The sequence below is a fragment of the Stutzerimonas stutzeri genome, from assembly GCF_024448955.1.
In the GTDB taxonomy this organism is placed as follows: Bacteria; Pseudomonadota; Gammaproteobacteria; order Pseudomonadales; family Pseudomonadaceae; genus Stutzerimonas; species Stutzerimonas stutzeri_AQ.
Window position 1 is genome coordinate 399,696 of the sequence record NZ_JAMOIH010000001.1, and the last position, 24,370, is coordinate 424,065.

19 protein-coding genes, 1 tRNA gene and 3 pseudogenes are annotated in these 24,370 nt (G+C 60.7%); 11 read left to right on the forward strand and 12 right to left on the reverse strand.

The genetic code is table 11. The features are described from left to right. Positions 1-64 precede the first annotated feature (64 nt). From NA645_RS01935 to NA645_RS01950, 4 genes are all read left to right on the forward strand, one after another. A complete protein-coding gene (locus NA645_RS01935) occupies positions 65-274 on the forward strand; it encodes a cysteine-rich CWC family protein (protein ID WP_256047247.1) in 210 nt (69 codons plus the stop codon). Further along, positions 274-966 (forward strand): pseudouridine synthase, encoded by a 693-nt coding sequence (locus NA645_RS01940; protein WP_256047248.1) that lies wholly within the window; start codon positions 274-276, stop codon positions 964-966. Before NA645_RS01935 ends, NA645_RS01940 begins: the two co-directional genes overlap by 1 nt. A gap of 68 nt (positions 967-1,034) precedes the next feature. Next, positions 1,035-1,108: transfer RNA gene (locus tag NA645_RS01945), tRNA-Gly, on the forward strand. Positions 1,109-1,202: 94 nt separating this feature from the next. Next, positions 1,203-1,523: a hypothetical protein gene (locus NA645_RS01950; protein WP_256047249.1), complete on the forward strand. Its 321-nt coding sequence runs from the start codon at positions 1,203-1,205 to the stop codon at positions 1,521-1,523. Between the two features lie 152 nt (positions 1,524-1,675). Here the strand turns inward: NA645_RS01950 and NA645_RS01955 are convergent, their stop codons facing one another. The 9 genes and pseudogenes from NA645_RS01955 to putP (NA645_RS01995) form a co-directional block, all read right to left on the reverse strand. Next, complete coding sequence (locus tag NA645_RS01955) at positions 1,676-3,262, reverse strand: hypothetical protein (RefSeq protein ID WP_256047250.1); 1,587 nt, start codon at positions 3,260-3,262, stop codon at positions 1,676-1,678. A gap of 120 nt (positions 3,263-3,382) precedes the next feature. Next, a complete protein-coding gene (locus NA645_RS01960) occupies positions 3,383-3,607 on the reverse strand; it encodes a DUF4113 domain-containing protein (RefSeq protein ID WP_336605236.1) in 225 nt (74 codons plus the stop codon). Between the two features lie 214 nt (positions 3,608-3,821). After that, entirely contained in the window at positions 3,822-4,223 is a 402-nt protein-coding gene (locus NA645_RS01965) for a hypothetical protein (RefSeq protein ID WP_256047251.1), read from the reverse strand. 33 nt (positions 4,224-4,256) lie between these two features. Further along, positions 4,257-4,496 carry a hypothetical protein gene (locus NA645_RS01970; RefSeq protein WP_256047252.1) on the reverse strand — a complete coding sequence of 80 codons (240 nt, stop codon included), beginning with the start codon at positions 4,494-4,496 and terminating at the stop codon, positions 4,257-4,259. A 12-nt stretch (positions 4,497-4,508) separates the two neighbouring features. Further along, positions 4,509-4,754 carry a hypothetical protein gene (locus NA645_RS01975; protein WP_256047253.1) on the reverse strand — a complete coding sequence of 82 codons (246 nt, stop codon included), beginning with the start codon at positions 4,752-4,754 and terminating at the stop codon, positions 4,509-4,511. Positions 4,755-4,965: 211 nt separating this feature from the next. Further along, a pseudogene (locus NA645_RS01980) lies at positions 4,966-5,684 on the reverse strand (DUF4113 domain-containing protein); the annotation flags it as partial. An 85-nt stretch (positions 5,685-5,769) separates the two neighbouring features. Beyond that, entirely contained in the window at positions 5,770-7,176 is a 1,407-nt protein-coding gene (locus tag NA645_RS01985; RefSeq protein ID WP_256047255.1) for an alpha/beta hydrolase, read from the reverse strand. 275 nt (positions 7,177-7,451) lie between these two features. Further along, the gene (locus NA645_RS01990) at positions 7,452-9,494 is read right to left on the reverse strand and encodes a TonB-dependent receptor (RefSeq protein WP_256047256.1); all 2,043 of its coding nucleotides are present in this window, start codon (positions 9,492-9,494) and stop codon (positions 7,452-7,454) included. A 270-nt stretch (positions 9,495-9,764) separates the two neighbouring features. Then, a complete protein-coding gene (putP, locus tag NA645_RS01995) occupies positions 9,765-11,249 on the reverse strand; it encodes a sodium/proline symporter PutP (protein WP_256047257.1) in 1,485 nt (494 codons plus the stop codon). Positions 11,250-11,560: 311 nt separating this feature from the next. Here putP (NA645_RS01995) and NA645_RS02000 point away from each other — a divergent pair, with 311 nt between their 5' ends. Further along, positions 11,561-11,785 carry a DUF3203 family protein gene (locus tag NA645_RS02000; RefSeq protein WP_256047258.1) on the forward strand — a complete coding sequence of 75 codons (225 nt, stop codon included), beginning with the start codon at positions 11,561-11,563 and terminating at the stop codon, positions 11,783-11,785. 81 nt (positions 11,786-11,866) lie between these two features. Here NA645_RS02000 and putP (NA645_RS02005) read toward each other — a convergent pair. The 3 genes and pseudogenes from putP (NA645_RS02005) to NA645_RS02015 form a co-directional block, all read right to left on the reverse strand. Continuing rightward, positions 11,867-13,351: pseudogene (gene putP, locus NA645_RS02005) on the reverse strand (sodium/proline symporter PutP). Positions 13,352-13,643: 292 nt separating this feature from the next. After that, positions 13,644-16,805 (reverse strand): bifunctional proline dehydrogenase/L-glutamate gamma-semialdehyde dehydrogenase PutA, encoded by a 3,162-nt coding sequence (gene putA, locus NA645_RS02010; protein WP_256047259.1) that lies wholly within the window; start codon positions 16,803-16,805, stop codon positions 13,644-13,646. A gap of 201 nt (positions 16,806-17,006) precedes the next feature. Then, a complete protein-coding gene (locus NA645_RS02015; protein WP_256047260.1) occupies positions 17,007-17,762 on the reverse strand; it encodes a helix-turn-helix domain-containing protein in 756 nt (251 codons plus the stop codon). A gap of 137 nt (positions 17,763-17,899) precedes the next feature. On the opposite strand from NA645_RS02015, the gene lon reads away from it, so the two are divergent. The 6 genes and pseudogenes from lon to NA645_RS20145 form a co-directional block, all read left to right on the forward strand. After that, a complete protein-coding gene (gene lon, locus NA645_RS02020; protein ID WP_256047261.1) occupies positions 17,900-20,281 on the forward strand; it encodes an endopeptidase La in 2,382 nt (793 codons plus the stop codon). Between the two features lie 182 nt (positions 20,282-20,463). Next, positions 20,464-20,856, forward strand: a complete 393-nt coding sequence (locus tag NA645_RS02025) for a protease inhibitor I42 family protein (protein WP_256047262.1) — start codon at positions 20,464-20,466, stop codon at positions 20,854-20,856. 101 nt (positions 20,857-20,957) lie between these two features. Next, positions 20,958-21,701 (forward strand): carboxy-S-adenosyl-L-methionine synthase CmoA, encoded by a 744-nt coding sequence (gene cmoA / locus NA645_RS02030; RefSeq protein ID WP_336605238.1) that lies wholly within the window; start codon positions 20,958-20,960, stop codon positions 21,699-21,701. Then, positions 21,698-22,660 (forward strand): tRNA 5-methoxyuridine(34)/uridine 5-oxyacetic acid(34) synthase CmoB, encoded by a 963-nt coding sequence (cmoB, locus tag NA645_RS02035; protein ID WP_256047263.1) that lies wholly within the window; start codon positions 21,698-21,700, stop codon positions 22,658-22,660. The genes cmoA and cmoB overlap by 4 nt, the downstream gene beginning before the upstream one ends. Before the next feature lie 467 nt (positions 22,661-23,127). Beyond that, positions 23,128-24,021 carry a LysR family transcriptional regulator gene (locus NA645_RS02045; protein WP_256047283.1) on the forward strand — a complete coding sequence of 298 codons (894 nt, stop codon included), beginning with the start codon at positions 23,128-23,130 and terminating at the stop codon, positions 24,019-24,021. Between the two features lie 46 nt (positions 24,022-24,067). Beyond that, positions 24,068-24,236, forward strand: a pseudogene (locus NA645_RS20145) (DUF2905 domain-containing protein); the annotation flags it as partial. Between the last annotated feature and the right edge of the window lie 134 nt (positions 24,237-24,370).

A 24,370-nucleotide genomic window follows, 5' to 3' on the forward strand; every position in this document is an offset into this window, starting at 1 on the left:
GGCTTTCTATTTAACGGCCCCATCGCACCACTGCATCAAGCGCTGCCACTGCCCGGAGGCGGTTATGACTGATTCGCCTGATATCCATAAATGCCCGATCTGCGGCGAGCTCAACCAGTGCGGCTTGGCCAACCCAGCCACTGCCACACGGCCTTGCTGGTGCTTCACCGCCGAAATAGCACCTGAAGCCCGCGATCAGATCCCGGACGATGCGCTTAATAAAGCTTGCATCTGCCCCCGCTGCGCCCGCGGCGAGTTGCCTGCAAACCCGTAATGCGCCTCGACCGCTTCCTTGCCAACCTGCCCCACTGCAGCCATCGCCAGGCGCGCCTGCTGCTGGCCTCGGGCCGTGCCTCGGTCAATGGAGAGACGGTCTGCGACGGCACACATGACGTTCGCGTCTTCGACCGTATCGAGCTGGATGGCGAGGTACTGCAAGCAGGCAAGCCCGCACGCTTCTTCATGCTCAACAAACCGGCCGGCTGCGTCAGCGCCACTGCCGATCAGCAACACCCCACGGTGCTCGACCTGCTCGACGAACCGGACAAGGAAGAGCTGCACATCGCCGGGCGACTGGACTTCAACACCACCGGGCTGATGATCATCACCAACGATGGCCTCTGGTCCCGCCGCCTCACCCAACCGGAAAGCCTGCTGGGCAAAACCTATCTCGTGGAAACCGAAGACCCCATCGACCCTATCTGCGTCGAGCGCTTCGCCGAAGGTCTCTACTTTCGCTTCGAGAACCACACCACCCTCCCCGCCGAACTTGAACTGCTAAGCACTTACCAGGCCCGCCTGACCCTGCATGAAGGCCGCTACCATCAAGTCAAACGCATGTTCGGCCACTTCAACAACAAGGTCACCGGCCTGCACCGCGAACGCATGGGCCCGCTGCTGCTCGACCCCATCCTCGCCCCCGGCCAGTACCGCAGCCTGACGCCGGCAGAAATCGAGCAGATCTGAAAACATTCACCGCGATAACGCCGCACCGCTTCTACTCACCCCGCCCTTCTGGTACAAAGGCTGCCTACGCGGGCGTCGTATAATGGCATTACCTGAGCTTCCCAAGCTCATGACGAGGGTTCGATTCCCTTCGCCCGCTCCATATTTCGTGAAGGTTCTTTGTGGAACCTTCTATTTCGGTGACAGTAACGGCGACAGTTACTGCACTGCGAAGCTGCATAGTAACGGAGGAAACCATGGTAGGTCGTCCGTACGAATACCCCAGCGCCGACGCACGTTCTCCGAAGGATCCGAACACTTTCTGCCCTAAAGAGAAGATATTAGCCCTCTACAATCAAGAACATCGCTCGCACCGAGCTCGTATGTCACCAGATGTTGAGGCTTGGTTTGAAGCCGAAGGACGCAAAAGGAAGTGGGTGGCGTTTCACTTTTCAGCTGCTGGATGCACGCTGATAGCCCATCTGCTGCATCGCCAGGATGCAATCGGACACGCAGACGGCACAGACGGCAGGAACGTCGTGTCGCTGGATAAAGAAGCACGTCGTCGCGGACGCTAATACCTGCAGCTTACCTCCCAACCGGTACGCAGATTTCAGCTGATGGGATTGGCATGAGCAGAACGCAAGCTAAGTCTCTGCGCATCCCAACCCATCTCCTCAACGACAACTTAAATGGGTGAACTGCTACCGCTTGATGCCTGACGTTGAGATCAGCATTTCGTGCAACTTGCATAGCTATCTATTTCTTCGTTCAAATCTACCAACAGAGTGCGTAGACGCTCGAGATTAAGAACTGGATGCTTCGCGTCGGCACCTAAAAAGCAGCCCTGATCCACTAGTAATGCACCTTCCACCAGAGCCCCCTGCAAAGCGGGCACTCCAGATAGCCAATTGGTCTTCTTTTCCAAATTCGCATGGAAGCCTTCTTGGTCGTCCTCTCCCAGCTTGCCAACTATATTTTTTAATTTGCTCATAGACAATGGTTGAGAAAGAACTTTGCACTCGACTACCAGCGCTACCAAACCGGATGGATGCAAAGCCAAAACATCAATTTCTCCAGGCACCCTTGAGCCATCGGGGTGCGTTAACTGACACCCCCCGGCAGCCCAATATCCTGAGTGACTAACCCCACTCGCTTTCCATCCAGCTTGGCAAAACACATGCACCGCGTCCTTTTCAAATGGCATTGAAACATTCAACCTGAATGCCTCAGCGTCCACTGGAACACCGCCATAACCCTCGTAGCGGAATACTGAGTGCTCCACATAACAATTTATAGAGTCCATAATTGCAGGAATGGTCGTGGCAAAAGTTTTATTGTCAATTCGCAATACTGGCCGCTCCACCAGCATGTTTGACGGGAAGCCCCTCACTCGATTGTCGTACCATTTCTTTTGCCAAAAGCAGGCTTCTATGTTCTTCTGAGCTAACTCAGGATTAAAGCCAATACCCGTAGCGGCGCTTGCAAACTCCTCAAACAAAACCACGCCGCCGAACCCCTTCATTCCGGCTTTCTTGAATTGACCTGCCCAGAACATGAGAAGCAGACGGGCGTTAAGTCCCAGCCAAAAGTCTGGATTATTACCGGCGTTTTCAAACACAGTACCAGTGAAGAGCTGAATCGTGTTCGGCTCCCGCCCTGCGAGCACCTCTTTTACAGCATCATAGAATTTTCCCGGCGCTCTAAAAATCACCGCTTTGGATTGCTCTAGCGTTCTTTGGTTTATCCCGCATGGCCGAGCCATATCATTCCAGTCGGCGCGTAGCTTGTTGTCTCTATCACTTGAGAATCTAAATCCTTTTCGATGGAAAGTCACAGGGTCGAATCTAAAAACCTTGTACTGCTCATAGGCCGCGACCAACTGCTCCCAAGCCATAACCGCTGAAACCAACCTGATCACTTGCGCAGCACTTTTATCTATAGCGGCTTGAACACTTCGATTAGGCCAGATCATCGCTATTGAAGCTTTAATTGCAGAACCGCAAAAGGGTACCTCTTTTCGCCATTCGCCATCGATATAGTAAAATTCATCCACTGCCTGCAATAGAGCTGGAACTGCAATGCGGGGATCAATTGAAGCTGCGATCAAGTCCACGCGAGATTTAGCTAATTCGATGGCCTGAACCCACTGACTCTCGCAGTGGAGAGAGGTTAATCCTTTCATGTCCAGTGCTTGGGCAGCTTCTGAGAACCAATCTGAGGAACCGTTGATACTGTTACGCAAGCGACCCGCCATTGCACAGGCCTGCTTATAAACCCGCGATGAGTCTTTAAATATATATTTATCCCGCGCCATGGGTTACCGACCTCCTTCTAAAAGTACAATTCGCCACTTACCGTAACTATGTCATATAGCGTGGCCAACGATGCGCTTGACTATCGAAGGCATCTTTCCTATCCCTTCCGCTGACAACAATTATCTCACGACCATCAACTCATCCCAACGCGTCGTATACCGCTGGCCCATCATCTCGCGCTTCATCGACCACTCCGCCGTGGCCGGGATGCGCTCGAGGCGGACGGTTCCCCTGCCCTCGCGCGCGTTGATCTGATCGAGCACGGCCATCAGTCGGCCGGCACCAGGTCGAGGCGCATCGGCAAACAGGTCGCCAGTAAATTCACCTAGCTGCCGTAGATCCATCAACAGTACCTCCGCCTTACTGTAGGCGTAGCCGGCGCGGAAGATCGCCTCCACACCCGAAGGAAAAAGGGGACAGATTTATTTTCAGGCTGGAGACGCCTGTGAAACTAGCCTGGCTCTTAACCAGCTTGCGGCCCTACCGCTGCTGAAGCTTTCTACCGGAAACGCACCAGTCAGAACAGCTGCCGCGACGACCGCTGCCCATTCCGGTTTTCTAGTAAGCCGCCGCAGCCTCGTCGAGCTGTAGGCTGAGGCTGAGCAGGCCGCCGCCGGAGAGATACCACAGCGCCGGGTCGAGATAGACGATGCGGCCGTTGCGCCCAGCGCTGGTGGCGCTCAGTGGCGAGGCGCGTAGGGCTTCGGGGGTTAGCGGCTCTGCACCGATTGCCGCGCTGCGGTCGATGATGAAGATTACCTCAGGATCAGCTGCAAGGACCTCACTGACGTTCATTGGCTGCGGGCGCTGGCGCGGTGCGCCGGGTTCGGCAGGCGCCGGCGCGGCGAGTGCGCGCGGTGCCTGCAAGACCGAATAGATCACCGGCTGTTCGGTGGGCGAAAAGTTACCTTCGTTGTGAGTCAGCACCAGCGTGCGCTTGCCTGAGTTCGCTACGCGCATGTGCGCCTGACCGATCTTGGCAGCCGTAACCCGTCATTGCTGCTTGGCCTCGGGCACCTTGTCGAACAACGAGCCGAGCGCCAGCACGTTGCGCTCGAACCCACGCAGGTAATCCTGACCGTTGATGCCCATATCCAGCGTTGGGGCAATCTTGATCAGGGCTCGGCCTTCCTCGCCCTGGCGCGCGGTGACTATGATCACGTCTGGGTCAAGCTTGCGGATGGCGGTTTGGTCAGGCTCCTTCACGTCCCCCGTATCGACCCGATCGGGCAAGCTGTTCTTCAGCTATTTGGGCACACCGGAGGCCGTGCCCTTCACGCGATCGCCCAAGCCCAGGGCCACCAGCGTATCAACCGTGCCGAAGTCGAAACTCACCACACTGCGTGGGTTGCGAGGGACGACGACCTGCGTGCCGTCTGGCTGGTCGATGGTCATACCGACAACGTTAGCGGGCGGCGTAGGCGCATCGGGCGAACTGCTGCAGGCCGTAAGGGCGAGCAGCATCGAGGCGGATAGGGCGAGCTTTTTCACGTGCGGGCGTCCTCTGTCTATATGCAAGTGAGAAACCATATCATTGGAGCGACGAGTAGCGGGACGCGCAGATGTAAAGAATGCGCAAGCATTGGCGGCGAACTTGCTACTGGTGGACCCTACCCTTCGCGCCCTCCTCCGGCTCATCCGCGCTGCTGTTCCGCGCTGCAGCTAGCGAGCTGATGCGTCTGCTCCGGACATTGCTAAGCTCCTACCTACACCGCACTTCCCACAACTGATCCAACCGCGTCGTAAAGCTCTGGCTCATCATCTCCCGCCGCATCCCCCAATCAGGCTCTGTAGGGATGCGGCCCGGTCTGAGCGTGTTCCGCCCCCACTTCGCATTGACGGCATCGAGCACGCCCATGACCCGCTCCGAGGTCGCGGTTTGGGTTTCGGTGAAAAGGTCATCGGTGTATTCGCCGCGCTGGCAGAGGTCCATCAACAGTACTTCGGCTTTGCTGAAGGCGAAGCCCTCTCGATAGACAAGCTCCAGCCCGGCGATGGCGGCGCGGGTGATGTAGCGGGTGTCGTCGGTGGGGTATGGCAGTTCACAGACGATGCCTTTGGCAAATCTGGGTTCGTCGGGGTTGAACATGCCGGTGCGGATGCTGACGCGTACGCGCTTGCACAGCGATTGCTGGGCACGCAGTTTCTCGCTGGCGCGGGCGGCGTAGGTGGCGTAGGTGGCGACGGCTTCGTGGATCGGGGTGATGTCACGCAGGCGGTCGCCGAACATGCGTGAGCAGCAGATCTCTTGCTTGAGCTGGGTAACATCTTCCAGTTCGAGGCAGGGCGTGCCGTGCAGTTCGCGGGCGGTTTTTTCGATCACCACGCTGAATTGTTTGCGCAGGGTCCAGGCATCGGCCTGGGCCAGGACTCAGGCGCTGCGAATGCCCATGCTGCTGAGTGTTCGGTCACGCGTCGGCCCTCACAAAGAAAAGCCAGCCTGACCAAGGTGTTCGGATAATAAAAGCCCTGCATGTGCAGGGCTTTTCGCCTAGGTGCTGATGCTTCAAATCTCCGGACAAGCCGGCAGTGACGTCCGGTTCTGAGTGCCATCGTTACGCGTGAACTGGCAGCCATAGGCGGGGTTCGCGACTACGCGTGGATTGATCACATCATCACCAGCCGGCTTGATGCCCTGTTGTTCCCACTGCAGCATCGCCGCCATGGCTTCGACCTGTTCCTGATAAGTGAAGTCGCAGTGGCTGGGTGCGCGGATGGCGCGTTGCACCAGAAGGTTGCCGTTGCCATTGGCTTCGGCGTTGCGGCGGTAGATTTGTTGGTGTTTGAACGGCACGTACAGGTCGCCCAGGGTGTGGATGCTGACCACCGGGACGTTGAACTGGCCGTTAACCACCGGGATCCAGCGCAGGCCATCCGGGCGGATGCTATTGGCTGGGGGATGGCCGATCACGCGGATGATCGAGTCGTTGAACTCGCGCTCCTCGCGAGACATCGCCTTGTTCGTATCGAACTGATAACGGGTGGCGAGGTTGCCGGTTAGCGAGTCGGCGAGAATTCCGTCTACCGAGCCATCCCGGCCGCCGGTCCCCAGTACGACGCTTTGCAGGCTGGTGCGGAAGCCTTCGGCGAAGATGGGGCGCTCGCCGCCGCTGAGTTCGCGCACGATACCTTCGAGCTTGAGTCCTTGAGCCGATGGCTCGGTCGGGTAGGTATTCCAGAGGGCGCCGATGATCTGCGGTAACTTCGCCTGGAAGTCCGTCGCCGGGAACGTGGTCGGGCCCTGCCCCGCCAGATGCTGCGCCGCCAGGGTGAAGTGCATCAGGTATTCGAACTCGTAGACGTCGCCGGTCACGCCACACATGGGCACCGAGCCGTTATAGCGGACCCGATTGTTGGCCGTTGCATAGGTCTCGGCTTCAACCGCCGCCGCGGCCACATGGCCGCCCATGGAATGCCCGGTGATGTAGGTCTTGGTCGGCTGCGGCTTGCCGGTCAGGCTGCTGAAGGCCAGCGCCAGCGCGTTGGTGTCTTCGACGCCGGCGCGCACATCGTAGTAGTTCTTGCTGTAGCTGGATGCGGCCCAGGCGTAGCCCTGTTGCAGCAGCCATGGGCGGAACGGGGGTGGTCCGACGGTGAGTTCTGGTTCAGTGCCACGATAGCCATGGGCGTACATGACGAGCATGCCGTTCCAGTTCGGCGGTACTTCGATCTGGTAGGACGAGCCCTGGTAGATGCCGGTCCAGCGCTCGCTCGGCAGCCCTGGAAATGCCGCCAGTGGCGCTACAACCGGAACAAAGATGCGCGAATCCTGCTCACGTGATTCGCTGTGGGACACCGGTGGTTTGATGGGTTTCGACCGAGCCTGAACATCGGCGGCAATTCCGATCGTACCTACCAGCATCACGCCGGCAATGGCGCGCGCGCAGGCTGAAGCCAACTTGCTTGGAAGCATGGGAAGTCTCCTGAATTATTGTTTTTGTTCTATTGATGCGAGCTTTTGCCAGAACTGCCAAGCGGAAGCACTACGCGCACTTCGACTAAACGTGGCAGAAAGCTTGGACCTGTCAAATGCAGGAAATGCCGAGGAGACGACCGGTGAGTCGTATTGGGAATATCTCGACTGCCGGCGCGCTTATAAAGGCAATGGGACCGGTATCAGAGCGGGATTCAAGCCGACGTGCGCGAGCGAGTCGGCGGGCAATGATGACATTGCCCGCCGTGAGCACCTTAGAAAGCCAAGCGCATGCCAACGGTCAGGTTGCGACCGGGTAGCAACACGTCGTCCTTGATGAAGGACGTGTGTTGGCGCGCCTTTTCATCGAGCAGGTTGTTGGCCTTGAGGTAGAGCAGATAGTCGGTCTGCTGCAACGAGCCGCTGTAGCTGAGACCGGCGCCGAGCATGTTGTAGCCGCCGGTTTCGGTCTCGTAGTCGGCCAGCTCGTCCTGGCGTTGTACGCGATAAAACTCCAGCTGGCCGCTCAGGGCAGTGGTCAAGCGCTGGTCTACGCGCACCCCGAGACGATCTGCCGGGATGCGCGGCAGATCGCCGCCGCCGTCACGCAATTTGCCGCGTACGTGATCGCCAAACAGGGTCAGGGCGGTAGCATCGGTGGCCTGGAAGCGCACCTCGCCTTCTGCGCCGGTCAGCACGGCATCATCCTGACGGTACTCGATCTCGCGATAGCCAGCGCCAATGTCGTTCCCGGTATCTGCGGCGTAGATGAAGTCATCTACCTCATTGCGGAACAGGCTGAAACTGAAGGTGGTGCGGCCTGCGAACTTGCGCAGCGTGATTTCGGCGTTGTGCGAGGTTTCCTCTTCGAGATCGACGTTGCCCAACTCGACGGTGCGAGTCGCGGCGTGCGGGCCATTGGCGTAGAGCTCTTCGGCGCTGGGAAGACGTTGCGAGCGCGATAGCGAGAAGCCCAGCGAGTAGTCCGGTGCGAAGGTCCAGACCGCACCAGCTGAAACCGAGGTACCGCTGTGGTTGGTGTTCCGTTGGCCATCGGCCTCGATGTCCTGCCACTCATGCCGCAACCCCAACTCGTAGCGCCACGCCCCGGTGGTGTACTCCTCCAACAGGAACAGCCCGTGGTTACGGGTCAGCGTCGGCGGCACGTAGGCCTCCTCTCCTAAGGCTTCGAAGTCGCGACGCAGCGTTTGTGCGCCGACCACGCCGCGCCAGCCGAACAGCGGCTGATGGGTCAGCTCCAGACGCGCGTCGGTGGCATCATTGTTGAAGCGCGTACCCACTTCCCCGCCTTCGATTTCCTCGTGCTGATAATTGCTGTGGCCGATGCGCAAACGCGCCAGTTCGAAGCCCGGTAGCGGATCATTCAGCTCGCCGCGCAAATCCCAGCGTTTCTGACGCATGTCGACGTAGGGCACGCTGCCGTGCTCATGATCGTGGTGGTCGTGGTCGTGGTCGTCGCCATGATCGTCGTGACCATGGTCATCGTGGCCTACGCAATGCCAATCGCTGCCATGGGTATGACAATCGGCATGTTCATGGGCCAGCAAACCGTAGCGGTTGTTCTGCTCGCCATAGGCCATGCCGATGTAGCCGCGCTCACCAATGAAGCTCGCGCCCAGGGTGAAGCTGTCGGTGTCGTTGTAGGAACCCGCCTGCTTATCCGGTGAGCCTGGAATCTCGTATTCGTCAGCCTGGCGCTTGGTGCCTTCGGCGCGTACAGCGAAGTTGCCGCTACCAGCGGTAATGCCAAACACGCCGGCGCCTTCGTTCGCCACGCTATTGGCGCGTAGCTCCAGCTCTCCCTCGTAGCCCTTTTCCGGGACGTAGGTGGGAATCTTTTTGTCGATCACATTGACCACACCGCCGATCGCGCCGCCGCCGTAGAGCAAGGTCGCCGGCCCCTTGAGCACTTCGATGCGCTCGGCCAGTAGCGGCTCGCTGGTGACGGCGTGGTCGGGGCTAATGGTGGAGGCATCGAGCAGTTCGATGCCATCGCTCAGGACTTTCACGCGCGCGCCGTCCAGGCCACGGATAACCGGGCGTGCCGCACCGGCACCGAAGCTGCTGGAACGTACGCCAGGCAGGCTTTCCAGGGTTTCGCCCAAGGTCGCCTCACGGCGCAGCACCAGCTCATCACCCTCCATGACCGCCGCCGGTGTCGTCATCTCATGGCTCTGCTTGGCCAGACCGCTGGCACTGACCACGACGGGATCAAGTTCGACCGGATCGGCCGCCCAGACCGCGGGAACGAAGGCCAGGCTGATCGCCCAGGCCAGTGGGTGATGTTTCGGTTTCATACGACTCTCCAGAATGTGGCGGTGCCTTCCAAGGCAGCCGGACAGTGGCGATGCAGGAACGAGCTTCCTGAGCGGGCGGAGAATCTATCATGTTATATCGTAACAATTAAGCATTTGTTCGAACGCTAATAACGGCCTGTGCCTCACGCTGGCAGTGGTTGTGATCGGTCCGAAACGAAAAACCCCGGGAGCGAGCCCGGGGTTTTGTGTGCGTCGCCAGTTCAGGCGACGGGGTAACGCTCGTGGCGGGCTAGGCGCCCACGGCCTTGGTCAACCCGCACGGTATTCCGCGTCAGCCGTTTCGAAGCGCTGCTGAATGGAAGCAGCCGGCTCCTTGCCCATCAGGCTTACGACATAGATGGCAATGCTCGCAAGGATGAACCCAGGAATGATCTCGTACAGCCCCAGACCGATGAACTCCTTCCAGACGACCACGGTGATCGCCCCTACCAGCATGCCGACCAGCGCGCCGTTGCGAGTCATGCGCTTCCACAGCAATGAGATCAGCACGACCGGTCCAAAGGCAGCGCCGAAGCCAGCCCAGGCGTAGGAAACCAGGCCGAGAACCTTGCTCTCCGGGTTGGACGCGATACCGATGGCGATGAGCGCGATCAAGAGCACCATGGCGCGACCGACCCAGACCAACTCGGTTTGCGACGCGCCTTTGCGCAGGAATGCCTTGTAGAAATCCTGTGTCAGGGCGCTGGAGCTGACCAGCAGCTGTGCGCTGAGCGTGCTCATCACCGCCGCCAGCACGCCAGAAAGGATGATGCCCGCGACCCAGGGGTTGAACAGGATTTTCACCAGTTCAAGAAAGACTCGCTCACCGTTCTCGGTCACGGCACCCGCTAGCGCCGGGTTGTCCGCGAAATAGGCAATCCCGAGGAAGCCTACCGCCACCGCGCCGGCCAGGGTCAGAATCATCCAAGTCATGCCGATGCGGCGGGCGTTGGGAATGGTCTTCACCGAGTCGGCGGCCATGAAACGCACCAGAATGTGCGGCTGGCCGAAGTAACCCAGCCCCCAGCCGAGCAGTGAAATGATCGCGATGAAGGACAGGCCCTTGAACATGTCGAAGTTCGATGGATCCTGCGCGGCAATGGTGTCCATGGCTGCGCCCACATCACCGAGGGCGAGGATGACGAACACCGGCGTAATCAGCAGCGCGAAGATCATCAGCGTCGCCTGCACGGTGTCGGTCCAGCTCACGGCGAGGAAACCACCAATGAACACATAGAGAATTGTCGCCGCAGCGCCCACCCACAACGCCGTACCGTAGGACATACCGAACGTCGACTCGAACAGGCGCGCGCCAGCGACCACACCCGAAGCGCAATAGATGGTGAAGAACACCAAAATCACCAGCGCGGAGAAGATGCGCAGCAGACGGCTGGTGTCCTCGAAGCGGTGCGAGAAGTAATCCGGCAGCGTCAGCGCGTTGTGATTGTGCTCGGTATGCACGCGCAACCGGCCGGCAACGAAAAGCCAATTGAGCCAGGCACCGGCGATCAGGCCGATGGCGATCCAGCTCTCGGACAGGCCGGCAACGAAAATCGCGCCGGGCAGACCCAGCAGCAACCAGCCACTCATGTCCGAGGCGCCCGCCGACAGCGCCGTGACGAAGCTACCGAGGCTGCGGCCACCGAGGATGTAGTCGTCGAAATTCTTGGTTGCGCGATAGGCGATGAAGCCGATGAGGATCATCGCCAAGATATAGATCACGAAAGTGATCAGTGTTGGGGTGCTCACATTCATTGTTATTTCCTTGTGCTGCGGAGGTTGTCCCCCGTCTCCACTGACGAAGCGCGAGCGCTAGGCTGCGCAGCGCTGGTAAACGGATGGTCGACAGGCCGAAAGCATAGCGTTTCGTCGCCGTCCGCGCTTGTGACCAGGCGGTATCGACAATTACCGACCAGTCGGCTTCAGGCCGACCCTGGCAGGCCGATTTCATGCCGGTCAGCCCAACACGCGACCCGTCGTGCAAAACGGATCGCGCCCGGCACTGTCTCACTTGCAACAGCCGCGCTCGTGCTGCGGCTCCATCGAAAGCGTTTCGGAGGCTCGCCATGACAGTCACTCTCGATATCCCGACCGGCACCTGCTCTGCCGTCATTCAGGGCACCACCTACCGCAGCGCGATAATGGATGTGCGAGTCGGCACCGATCCCGCCGCGCGCATGTCGGTCGCGCATATCGACGGTGCCAGCACGCATGTCACCGAAGACCAGGCCGAACACCTGATAGCGGCAGGCGCCAAGGATGATCGCGAGAACCTTATCGCCGACGACTGAACGAACCCAGCCGGCGTCCCGACAAAAAGAAACCCCGCTGCCGGTGAACGACAGCGGGGTTTTTCTTTCAACGACCTTGAATCAGCGGCCGTGGTATTCGCTCGCTGCCTCTTCGAACCGCTTGATCATGCTGGGCGAGGCGCCCTGGCCAATCTTGCTGAAGACGACGACGGCGATGCTGGCGAGGATGAACCCTGGAATGATCTCGTACAGCCCCAGGCCGATAAATTCCTTCCACACCACTACGGTGACAGCACCAACGATCATGCCGGCCAGCGCGCCATTGCGGGTCATGTCTTTCCACAGCAGCGAAATCAGCACTACCGGACCGAACGCAGCGCCGAAGCCGGCCCAGGCATAGGACACCAGCCCCAGCACCTTGCTGTCCGGGTTGGACGCGATGCCCAGCGCGATGAACGCGATCAGCAGCACCATCGCACGGCCAACCCAGACCAGCTCGGTCTGCGATGCGTTCTTGCGCAGCATGGCCTTGTAGAAGTCTTGCGTCAGGGCGCTGGAGCTCACCAGCAGCTGAGCGCTAAGGGTACTCATCACCGCGGCTAGTACGCCGGAGAGAATGACACCGGCGACCCAGGGGTTGAATAGAATCTTCACCAGCTCCATGAACACCCGCTCGCCGTTCTCGCTGACGGGCCCGGCCAGTTCAGGATGCCCTGCAAAATAGGCGATCCCGAAGAAGCCCACCGCCACGGCTCCCGCCAGGGTCAGGATCATCCAGGCCATGCCGATGCGACGGGCGTTGGGGATAGTCTTGACCGAATCGGCGGCCATGAAGCGCACCAGGATGTGCGGCTGACCGAAGTAGCCCAGGCCCTACGCCAACAGCGAAATGATCGCAACGAAGGACAGGCCGCTAAACATATCGAAGGCAGCCGGGTTCTGGGTGGCGATGGTATCCATCGCGGCGCCCATGTCGCCCAGCGCCAGCACCACGAACACGGGTGTGATCAGCAGCGCGAAGATCATCAGCGTGGCCTGCACGGTGTCGGTCCAGCTCACCGCCAGGAAGCCGCCAATAAACACATAAAGGATGGTCGCAGCGGCACCGACCCACAGCGCGACGTCGTAGGGAATGCCGAAACTGCTCTCGAACAGACGTGCGCCAGCGACCACACCCGAAGCGCAGTAAATGGTGAAGAACACCAGAACCACCAGCGCCGAGAAAATGCGCAGCATGCGGCTGTCATCCTCGAAACGGTGCGAGAAATAATCCGGCAGCGTCAGTGCGTTGTTGTTGCGCTCGGTATGCACACGCAGGCGTCCGGCCACGAACAGCCAGTTCAGCCAGGCCCCGGCGATCAGGCCGATTGCGATCCAGCTTTCTGAAAGGCCCGCGACGAAAATCGCGCCTGGCAGGCCCATCAGCAGCCAACCGCTCATGTCCGAAGCGCCAGCCGACAAGGCCGTGACGAAACTGCCGAGACTGCGGCCGCCGAGGATGTAGTCGTCAAAGTTCTTGGTAGCGCGATAGGCGACGAAGCCAATCAACAGCATCGCGCCGATATAGATCACGAACGTGACCAGAGTAGGTGTACTGATGCTCATCTTGTTCCCTCGTTAGTTATTGTTGATGGGCGCGAGGGTATTCCCGATCCCATCTGGCAGAGGGCGATGGCGGTTCGCGCCATCACCGGCGACGGCCCCAATCGGGTCCATCAGTGGCGGAAGAGCGATCCGCCAACTGTTCTGTTGTTGTTGTGATCCGGTCACCTAGGCGACGGCTTAAAGCAAAAGGCTTCGCCCCGGGCGGGCCTCGCACGAAAGCGGCAAGGTGCGCATCAAAACCTGTGAGAGGCGCGCCCTTGCGACAAATGCAGGCCGCCAGGCCTGCCGCACCTCAATCGTCGCCGAGCGACAGCAGTGACGCGTTACCGCCTACGGCAGTGGTGTTGGTTGATGTGGTGCGCTCGTTGACGAAGCGCAGCAAGTAGCTCGGACCGCCCGCCTTCGGACCGGTGCCGGACAAGCCGCAGCCACCGAACGGCTGCACGCCGACCACCGCGCCGACCTGGTTGCGGTTGACGTAGAGGTTGCCGATCCGCGCCAAGGCCTCGATGCGCGCCGCGGTTTCTTCATTGCGGCTGTGTATGCCGAGGGTCAGGCCGTAACCGGTGGCATTGATGTCGGCGACGACCTTTTCCAGATCGGCCGCATCGAAACGCACCACGTGCAGCACCGGACCGAAGTGTTCCTTCTTCAACTCGTGGATCCCGCCAATCTCGAACGCAACCGGCGCGACGAAATGGCCGTTGTGGCTGCCCGGCAGCTTGGCTTCGGCGATCAGCTTGCCTTCGGCCTTTAGCTGCTGGATATGCGCCAGCAGGCCATCACGAGCCTCGGCATCGATTACCGGGCCGAGGTCGTTTTCGCGCAGATGCGTCGGACCGACCTTTAGCTCGGCCATGGCGCCCTTGAGCAGTTCGATGACGCGGTCGGCAATGTCGCGCTGCACATAGAGCACGCGCAGGGCCGAGCAGCGCTGGCCGGCGCTGGTGAAAGCCGAGCCGATGGCATCCTTGACCACCTGCTCGGGCAGCGCGGTGGAATCGACGATCATCGCGTTCTGCCCGCCGGTTTCAGCGATCAGCGTGGCGATGGCGCCCTCCTTCTCTGCCAACTGGCGATTGATGATGCGCGCCGTGTCGGTGGAACCGGTGAAACACACGCCCACCACACGCGGATCGCGGCAGAACACGCCGCCCAGGGTGGCGCCATCGCCCGGCAGGAAGGCGATGGCCTCTTTCGGCAGGCCGGCTTCGAACATCAGATCGAGGGCGCGGGCGGCGATCAGGCTGGTCTGCTCGGCCGGCTTGGCCAGCACGGTGTTACCTGCGACCAGCGCCGCCGTGATCTGCCCGAGGTAAATCGCCAGCGGGAAATTCCAGGGGCTGATGCAGACGAACACGCCGCGGCCTTCATGGAACAGCTCGTTGCGCTCGCCGGTCGGGCCCTTGAGCTCTTCGCGGCCCAGCTTCAGACGCGCCTGCTGCGCGTAATAGCGGCAGAAGTCGACGGCTTCGCGTACTTCATCGATGCCGTCCTGCAGGGTTTTGCCGGCTTCCAGTGTGCACATGGCCATCAGCTCGGCGCGGTTGGCTTCCAAGAGATCACCAAGGCGCTCGAGAATCTGCGCGCGCTGCTCGACCGGCGTGGCATTCCAGCGCGGCCAGAAGGCAGCCAAGCCGTCGATGGCCTGTTTGGCCTGCTCGGCCGTGGCGAACTGCGCCGTGCCGACTTCCTTACCCAAGTCATACGGGCAATACACCTTGTTCGGTGTGCCGGCGAGCGCCTGCCCACCGATGACCGGCGCCGCCTGCCACTGGCGATCAAGAAAGGTCTGATAGGCGCCGGACAGTTCGTTCCACTGAGTCTGGATGTTCATGTTGATGCCTTGCGAGTTGGTCCGGTTGCCGTACAGCGCCGGCGGAAGCGGAATGCGATGGTTACCGAGGGTTTTGAACTGACGCAGCTGGGTTACCGGATGATCGATCAGGGTTTCCACCGGCACGCGCGGGTCGACCAGCTGGTGGACGAACGACGAGTTGGCGCCGTTTTCCAGCAGGCGTCGCACCAGATACGGCAGCAGGTCCTTATGGGCACCGACCGGCGCGTAGATGCGCACGTTCTTGCGGTACTTCTCGATCACCGTGTCGTACAGGGCGTCGCCCATGCCGTGCAGGCGCTGGAATTCGAACTCGCGCGCCGCCTTCAGCTCGCTGGCCATCGATAGGATGCAGCTGACGGTGTGCGCGTTGTGGCTAGCGAACTGCGGATAAATCACGTCACGGGTGTGCTCGGACAAGAGGTAACGCGCGCAGGCCAGGTAGGAGGTGTCGGTGCCTTCCTTACGGGTGTAAACCGGATAGCCATCCAGCCCCTGGACCTGGCACTGCTTGATCTCGCTATCCCAGTAAGCGCCCTTGACCAGACGCAGCGGAATGCGCGCACCGAGCTCCTTGCCTAGCAAGGTCAGCCAGACCAGCACCGGCAGGCAGCGCTTGGAATAGGCCTGGATCACCAGACCGAACTCACCCCAGCCAGCGATCGCCGGGTCACGCATCAGCTTTTCGTAGAGTTCCAGCGACAGCTCGAGGCGATCGGCCTCTTCGGCGTCAATGGTGATACCAACATCGAGCTTGCGCGCCAGGATGGCCAGCTCTCGTACGCTTTCGAACAATTCGGTTAGCACGCGCTCGCGCTGAGCCACTTCGTAACGCGGATGCAGCGCCGACAGCTTGATCGATACCGACGGACGCGGACCAGAACCCACCTGAGGCTCGGCACCGACGGTTTTGACGGCCTGACGGTAGTCAGCCATGTACTTGGCAGCATCCTCGGCGGTCAGTGCCGCTTCGCCGAGCATGTCGAAGGAATAGGTGTAGCCCTTTTCACGCTCCGGGCGGCCGTTTTTCAGCGCTTCGGAGATGGTGCGACCCAGGACGAATTGCTTGCCCATCAGCTTCATCGCCTGGTTCATCGCGGCGCGAATTACCGGCTCGCCGGATCGTTTGATGAGGCGGCCGATGACATTCTTAGGACGGCCATCTGTGTTGTCCGGGTCGACGACTTTGCCTGTCATCACCAGGCCCCAGGCGGCGAAGTTAACCAGCACGTTGTCGCTCTGGCCCAAGTGGCGTTCCCACTCGGCGGCGTTGAGCTTGTCGCGGATCAGCGCGTCGGCGGTGGCCGAATCCGGCACGCGCAGCAGCGCCTCGGCCAGGCACATGAGCATCAGCCCTTCGTGGGTATCCAGGCTGTACTGACGCAGCAGCGCGTCGAGCGTATCGACCGCATTGTCACGGCCACGCACCGCCTCGATCAGGCTGCGCGCTTCACGGCGGATGGCTTCGATGCCCGCTTCGCCGGGATCGGCCAGCTGCAGGAGTTCAGTCAGATAGGCCGCCTCGTCAACGCTGTAATTGGCGCTGATAGCGGGGAAGAATTCGGCGGCTTTCAGATTGGCGAAATCGCCCTGCAAGGCTTGACCGGCTTTGAACATCGCGCCGCTCCTCTCGTGGAGTGTTGTTCGAATCAGCTTAGCGGACGCGCACGCCAGTGATTACACGGCAGCGGACGCCAAACGGTAGGGGAATCTACGGCGAGAGGGTTTTGTGTTGTTGCGCGAAGCTACTGAACTTTTGCAAAAAACTACGGGATTTCAAGACGTGCACTGCACGTCTCAGCGTTCGCCAGAAAAACTTCAGCCTTCGCTGCTGCGCAGGCGCTTTGGCGTGAGTCCGAGATAGCGCCGGGTCGCGGTGGTCAGCGCACTCTGGCTGGAAAAACCGCACTCCTCGGCGATTCGTACCAACGGCAGCGGGCTTTCTCGCAGCAGCCGAGCGGCTCGGTCCAGACGGCTTTTCAGCAGGTACTGATGCGGCGTGAGGCCTACGCTGTCCTTGAACTGCGCGTGGAAATGGCTGGGGCTCAGGCAGGCGACCTGAGCCAGTTCGGCGACGGTGATACGGCGCGCCAGATTGGTTTCGATATGGGCATCGAGGCGGGCGATGTCCATCGCACCGGTCGGTCGACGCGTCGACTCACCGAACACCCGCAAGTGCAAGGCCCGCAGCAGCACGCCACCCAGCGCACGCGCCAGCAGTGGATCGCTGCCGTAGCGGGCCAGTTCGGCACCGGCGTAATTGAGCAGGTTCTGAAAGTCGGCATCCAACGCCGGATAACGCGGAGTCTCGAACAGCTGGGCCAGCAGCCGAGGATCATCGGCGCTCAGGTCCTGCTCGTCGAGATCGATGATAAGCATGCGGTTATCGCCCTTGCCGGCGAATTCATGCTCGGCGTGGCCCGGCACCAGGCAGGCGCGCATGCGGCAGACTTCCCCACCAGAACCATCCACTTCGAACTCCGCACTGCCGGCCAGCGACAGTACCAATTGATGGTAGTCGTGCGCGTGTTCGTGGGCCTGATCATCGAGGCGAAGCAGACGGGCGTTGAGCATGGCGGGATACCTGACGTGTCGTCGCACTCTACTGGAGCCGGGCGGTTTTTTATAGTTGCCGGGGATGCGTGGGCAATTGGATTGAAATCATTTGCCGCAGACCCATCTAAAGAGCACGTACTCGCAACAGGTGCCGCATGAACGACGACATCAATCACGAATTCGAGCAGGACGATTCATCGACTGGACTGGTGCTGCCGGACCAGAACCTGCCGGACAAGCTGTACATCATTCCGGTGCATAACCGGCCTTTCTTCCCCGCTCAAGTCTTGCCGGTCATCGTCAATGAAGACCCTTGGGCCGAAACGCTGGAGCTGGTCGCCAAGACGCCGCATCAGCGTCTGGCGCTCTTCTATATGGACACGCCGGTGCAGGACGCCGCCAGCTTCGACCCGGACAGCCTGCCCGAGCACGGCACCATGGTCCGCGTGCACCACGCATCGAAGGAAGGCGGCAAGCTGCAATTCGTCGCCCAAGGCATGGCGCGGGTGCGCATTCGCGGCTGGTTACGGCGCAAACCTCCGTACCTGGTCGAGGTGGATTACCCGCAGAGCGACGAGGATCCACGCGATGAGGTGAAGGCCTACGGGATGGCGCTGATCAATGCGATCAAAGAATTGCTGCCGCTCAACCCGCTGTACAGCGAAGAGTTGAAGAACTATCTCAACCGGTTCAGCCCGAACGCACCGTCGCCCCTAACCGACTTCGCCGCTGCGCTGACTACGGCACCCGGCCTGGAATTGCAGGAAGTGCTCGACACCGTGCCCGTGCTCAAGCGCATGGAAAAGGTATTGCCACTGCTGCGCAAGGAGGTCGAGGTCGCCAAGCTGCAGAAGGAACTGACCGGCGAGGTCAATCGCAAGATCGGCGAGCGTCAGCGCGAGTTCTTCCTCAAAGAACAGCTGAAGATCATCCAGCAGGAACTGGGCATCACCAAAGACGATCGCAGCGCCGACGCCGACGAATTCCGCTCACGACTCGAAGGCAAGGTACTGCCGCCCGCCGCCCAGAAGCGCATCGACGATGAACTGACGAAGCTGTCCGTTCTGGAAACCGGCTCGCCGGAATACGCGGTGACGCGCAATTATCTGGACTGGGCAACATCGATGCCCTGGGGCCTGTACAGCGAGGACAAGCTCGACCTCGAACGCGCACGGAAAATACTCAACGATCACCACGCCGGCCTGGACGACATCAAGAGCCGCATCATCGAGTTTCTCGCCGTCGGTGCGTTCCGCGGCGAGATCGCCGGGTCCATCGTGCTGCTGGTCGGCCCGCCAGGCGTGGGCAAGACCAGTATCGGCAAGTCCATCGCCGAATCGCTGGGGCGGCCCTTCTATCGTTTCAGCGTCGGCGGCATGCGCGACGAAGCGGAAATCAAAGGCCATCGCCGGACCTATATCGGCGCCCTGCCCGGCAAGCTGGTGCAGGCGCTGAAGGAAGTCGAGGTGATGAACCCGGTCATCATGCTCGATGAGGTCGACAAGCTGGGCAACAGCCATCAGGGCGATCCGGCCTCGGCACTGCTGGAAACCCTCGACCCCGAGCAGAACGTTGGCTTCCTCGACCATTACCTGGATCTGCGCCTCGACCTGTCCAAGGTGCTGTTCGTCTGTACCGCCAACAGCCTCTATTCGATTCCCGGACCGCTGCTCGATCGCATGGAGATCATCCGGCTGTCCGGCTACATCACCGAAGAAAAGCTCGCCATCGCCAAGCGCCATCTCTGGCCGCGGCAGCTGGAGCGCGCTGGCGTGCCGAAGAATCGCCTGTCCATCAGCGACAGCGCGTTGCGCCATTTGATCGAGGGGTACGCGCGGGAAGCAGGAGTGCGCCAACTCGACAAGCAACTCGGCAAGATAGTGCGCAAAGCGGTGGTCAAGCTGCTCGACGAGCCCGACAGCAAGATCAAGATCGGCCCGAAAAACGTCGAGAGCTATCTGGGCATGCCGTTCTGGCATCCCGAGCAATTGCTCACCGGTGTCGGCGTGGTCACGGGGCTGGCCTGGAACAGCATGGGCGGCGCCACCCTGCCGATCGAGGCGACACGCATCCATACGCTGAACCGAGGCTTCAAACTCACCGGCAAACTCGGCGACGTGATGAAGGAGTCGGCCGAAATCGCCTTCAGCTATGTGAACGCGCACTTGAAGGAATTCAAAGGCGACCCGAAGTTCTTCGATCAGGCGTTCGTGCACATGCACGTGCCGGAAGGCGCGACGCCGAAGGACGGCCCGAGCGCCGGCATCAGCATGGCCAGCGCGCTGCTGTCGCTGGCACGCAACCAGGCACCGAAAAAAGGCGTGGCGATGACCGGCGAACTGACCCTGACCGGCCTGGTGCTGCCCATCGGTGGCTTGCGTGAGAAGGTAATCGCCGCGCGGCGCTTGAAGCTCTACGAACTGATCATTCCCGAGCTGAACCGCGGTGATTTCGAGGAGCTACCGGACTACCTGAAGGAAGGCCTGACGATGCACTTCGCCAAGCGCTTCAGTGATGTGGTCAAGGTGCTGTTCTGACGATCCAGTGCGGTGTCGGAACCCTCCGATTCAATAGCCGCAATCGTGACAACCAGTTTGCTGGCGATCCGTGGCCAGGCATCGCCAGCAAGCTGCTTTCTAGTAAAAGCACAGCCTTTACGATTGGCCACAGGCGTCTTATGGTTCGACGCAAGCCCGCCTATACAGAGCCCCGTTCGCCCATGTCTACACTGCCCCGCCTGCTGTCATTCGCCTCCGTGCTGCTGCTTGCCGGCTGCGCCAGTAAGCCCTCCGGCAGTGTCGCGCTGAATGACGACGCGGCCTGCCCGTTGTCATTGCAATCTGGCCAGACCCTGATCCTCAGCCTGCCCAGCAACCCGGCCACTGGTTATCGCTGGCATCTTCGTGAAGTTTCGTCCGAGCAGTTGAAGAATCTCGGCCCCGAGGTGTTCAGCTCGGCGAAAAACGATCTGATCGGCGGCGATGGTATCTCCACGTGGCGTTTCCAGGCCGAACAGGCCGGCGCAGGTCGGCTGTACCTGACCTATCAGCGTCCATGGGAAACTGAGGACGAGCCCGCCGGCCTGTTCGACTGCCGTATCGAAGTGCAGTAACCGCGACCGCCATCCGTGCCGATCGTCCAGTCGGCAACGGCGACACGAGCGGCTTTCCGCTACAATGCCGCCCCTGTTTTTCAGCCTGCCCAGACACCGCCGTGATCCACGACCCAGACCGCCTGTTCGCCAAGCCCCTCGCCCAACCCCAGGACTTCGCGTTCAACGAAGACGTGGTGCGCGTGTTCCCTGACATGATCAAGCGCTCGGTGCCGGGCTACCCGACCATCGTCGAGAACATCGGCGTGCTGGCCGCGCAATTCGCCCAGCCGAATACCTGTCTCTACGATCTCGGCTGTTCCCTGGGCGCAGTAAGCCAGGCGCTGCGCCGGCACGTGAAAACCGACAATTGCCAAGTGATTGCCGTCGACAACTCATCGGCGATGGTCGAGCGCTGCCGCGAATATCTGCATGCTCAGGATTCGATGTTTCAGGAATTGCTGCCGGTCGACGTGATCGAGGCGGATGTGCTGGCACTGCAGTACCAACCGACCTCGCTGGTGGCGCTCAACTTCACCCTGCAATTCATCCCACGTGAACAGCGGCCGGCTTTGCTCGGCGCCATCCGCCAGGCGCTGGTACCCGGCGGTGCGCTGATTCTCTCGGAAAAGCTGCGCTTCGAAGACGAGCAGGAACAAGAGCTGCTAACCGACCTGCATATCGCCTTCAAGCGCGCCAATGGCTATAGCGAGCTGGAAATTGCCCAGAAACGCAGCGCCATCGAAAACGTGATGAAGCCCGACAGTCTGGAAACCCACCGCCAGCGCTTGCTGGACGCCGGTTTTTCCAAGGTGGTGCCCTGGTTCCAGTGTCTGAATTTCGCCTCATTGATCGCCCTGCCATGAACCTCGATCTGACTCCTCTCGCCTGGCGCCTGGCCGGCACCCCGCTGGCCGCATGGGCCAATGGCCTGCAACAGCAACTCGACGCCAAGCTCGCCATCGGCCACGGCGATCTGCCGCGCTGGCGTCGTGCCGTCGATGCGCTGCCTGACATCCAACCCAGCGCCGTCGAACTGCGCGAGGCCTTCCGTCTGGAGGCCGATTGCGACGAAGCCACATGCGCCGTTACCCATGAGGCGCTGTTCGGTCTGTCGCCGTGGCGCAAAGGACCGTTCGATGTGTTCGGCGTACACGTCGACACCGAGTGGCGATCCGATTGGAAGTGGGATCGCGTGTCGCCGCATCTCGATCTCGCCGACAAGCGCATCCTCGATGTCGGCTGCGGCAACGGTTACTACATGTGGCGCATGCTCGGGGCCGGCGCCGACTCGGTGGTGGGTATCGACCCGAACTGGCTGTTCTTCTGCCAGTTCCACGCCATGAAGCGCTACCTCGATGAGCTGCCGGTCTGGCACTTGCCCATGGCTCTGGAAGAGCTGCCGGCCAAGCTCGAAGGCTTCGATACCGTGTTCTCCATGGGCGTGCTCTACCACCGGCGCTCCCCTATCGATCACCTGCTGGACCTCAAGGACTGCCTGCTCAAGGGTGGCGAGCTGGTGCTGGAAACCCTGGTGGTCGAAGGCGACGAACACACCGCGCTGGTCCCCGAGGACCGCTACGCTCAGATGCGCAACGTCTGGTTCCTGCCCTCGGTGGCGGCGCTGGAATGCTGGCTGCGCCGCGCCGGATTCACCGATGTGCGTTGCGTGGACGTCAGCGTCACCAGCATTCAGGAGCAGCGCAGTACCGACTGGATGCGCTACCAGTCGCTGCCGGAATTCCTCGACCCTCAGGATCACAACAAAACCATCGAAGGACTGCCGGCACCGATGCGTGCCGTGCTAATCGCACGCAAGCCATAGGCTTACGAGTTCGCGTCCTGGCACCCGCGTCGGCAACGCTGCTCCGCCACTATCTGCCTTAGCGGCCGGCGCTCCCTCTCGAGGAGCTGCGAGCGGCTCAGATCACGCCTGTCCAGTTGTTGATCGCTGAGCCTGAGCAGGCACCGGTACAGGCGCCGCTTTCGCCAGGCTACGAACCAATCGGTCAGTAACTGCTGAAGTTCGACTGGCCACATGGCCGGCATATAGAACTCCGGCACTGCCGGCCGGTCTCGGCCGTCGACCACGTAGCGTTTGTGCTGCCGTTCTGGCTGTCGTTCTAAATCTCGCATTGCATCCTCCTGCTAAGAGGGCGCATGGGCGCACCCGATACCAACCGACCGCCACTCGCGATCGACAGAATCAGATTGAGCGCCCTTGACGATTCAGACAAACGACTACAATAAAACCTCAGGTTCAAGAAAATTGAAGGCCATCCCATGCCAGGTATGCCCGAAGAACTTCCCCAATCCGCGATGCCGTTGCTTGAAATCGATGTGCTGCGTACGTTCGTCTCGATTGCTGAAAGCGGCAGCTTCACACGAGCAGCCGGACAAATCTTTCGCACCACATCAGCCGTCAGCATGCAGATCAAACGGCTGGAAACCATGCTTGGTTGCACGCTGTTCGTTCGCGAAGCCCGACGCATCGCACTGACGGCCGATGGCGAGCGCTTGTTGGGCTATGCCCGACGGCTGCTCAAACTCAACGAGGAGACGGTCAACGCCTTCATTGCGCCGAGGCTGGTCGGGCGGGTTCGGTTCGGTACGCCGGGCGACCTCGGCACGCATATCCTGCCGGGCCTGCTGTCATTGTTTGCACGCACTCATCCGGGGATAGAGGTCGATGTATCGGTGGGGCGTAGCCTGGACATGATCCAACGCATCGATGCCGGTGAGCTGGATGTCGCACTCATCAGTGTCGGCAACCTTGGCCAGGACGACTCGCGCGGCGAGACCATTCACAGCGAACCATTGGTCTGGGCTGGTCGAGCGGGCGGCGTCGCGGTCGAACGCAGCCCTCTGCCGCTGGCGCTGGCGAGCCCCGGGTGCTCATGGCGACGTCAGGCGCTGGACGCGCTTGACCGTGCAGGCCGCTCTTATCGCATCGCCTATTCCAGCGAGCAATGCGCCGGACAGGAAGCGGCCATGATGGCCGACCTGGCGGTCGCGCCTTATCCGTTGAGTCTGATCAGGCATCCGCTGAAACGTCTGGAGGAAAGCAGCAGCCTGCCGAAGCTCGGCGACTATCAGATCAAACTGCTACGGGCAGCAGACTGCAGCGAGCCGGTAGACGTGCTCGCACGGCATGTCATCGCGGCATTCATGGCGTATCACAAATAGTTGGTCTGATCGGGTGCGACAGGAGAACGAGAGGCGGTATGGCGAAATGTTGATTGGCGCAGGTCTGTTGTTACTTCTGCTCGGTGTGGTGCTCCACTACGCACCCGAGGTTGCTGAGCTGGTTTGGCAGGCTGCCGGGTGATATCCGCATCGAGTCGGAGCGCAGCCGTACCTTCATTCCCATCACGTCGATGATCATTCTGAGCGTGGTGCTAGGGTCTGTTGACGTTTCGTCGCGAGCCGCGTTGCTGCGTCAAAGGTCGCCAGGCCGGGCGGCGTTCCGCAAGGCGCGGGACGCAGGTAATGGCATTCCCTTATCAAGTCCCGCAACGCCGCTTGGCGACATTTG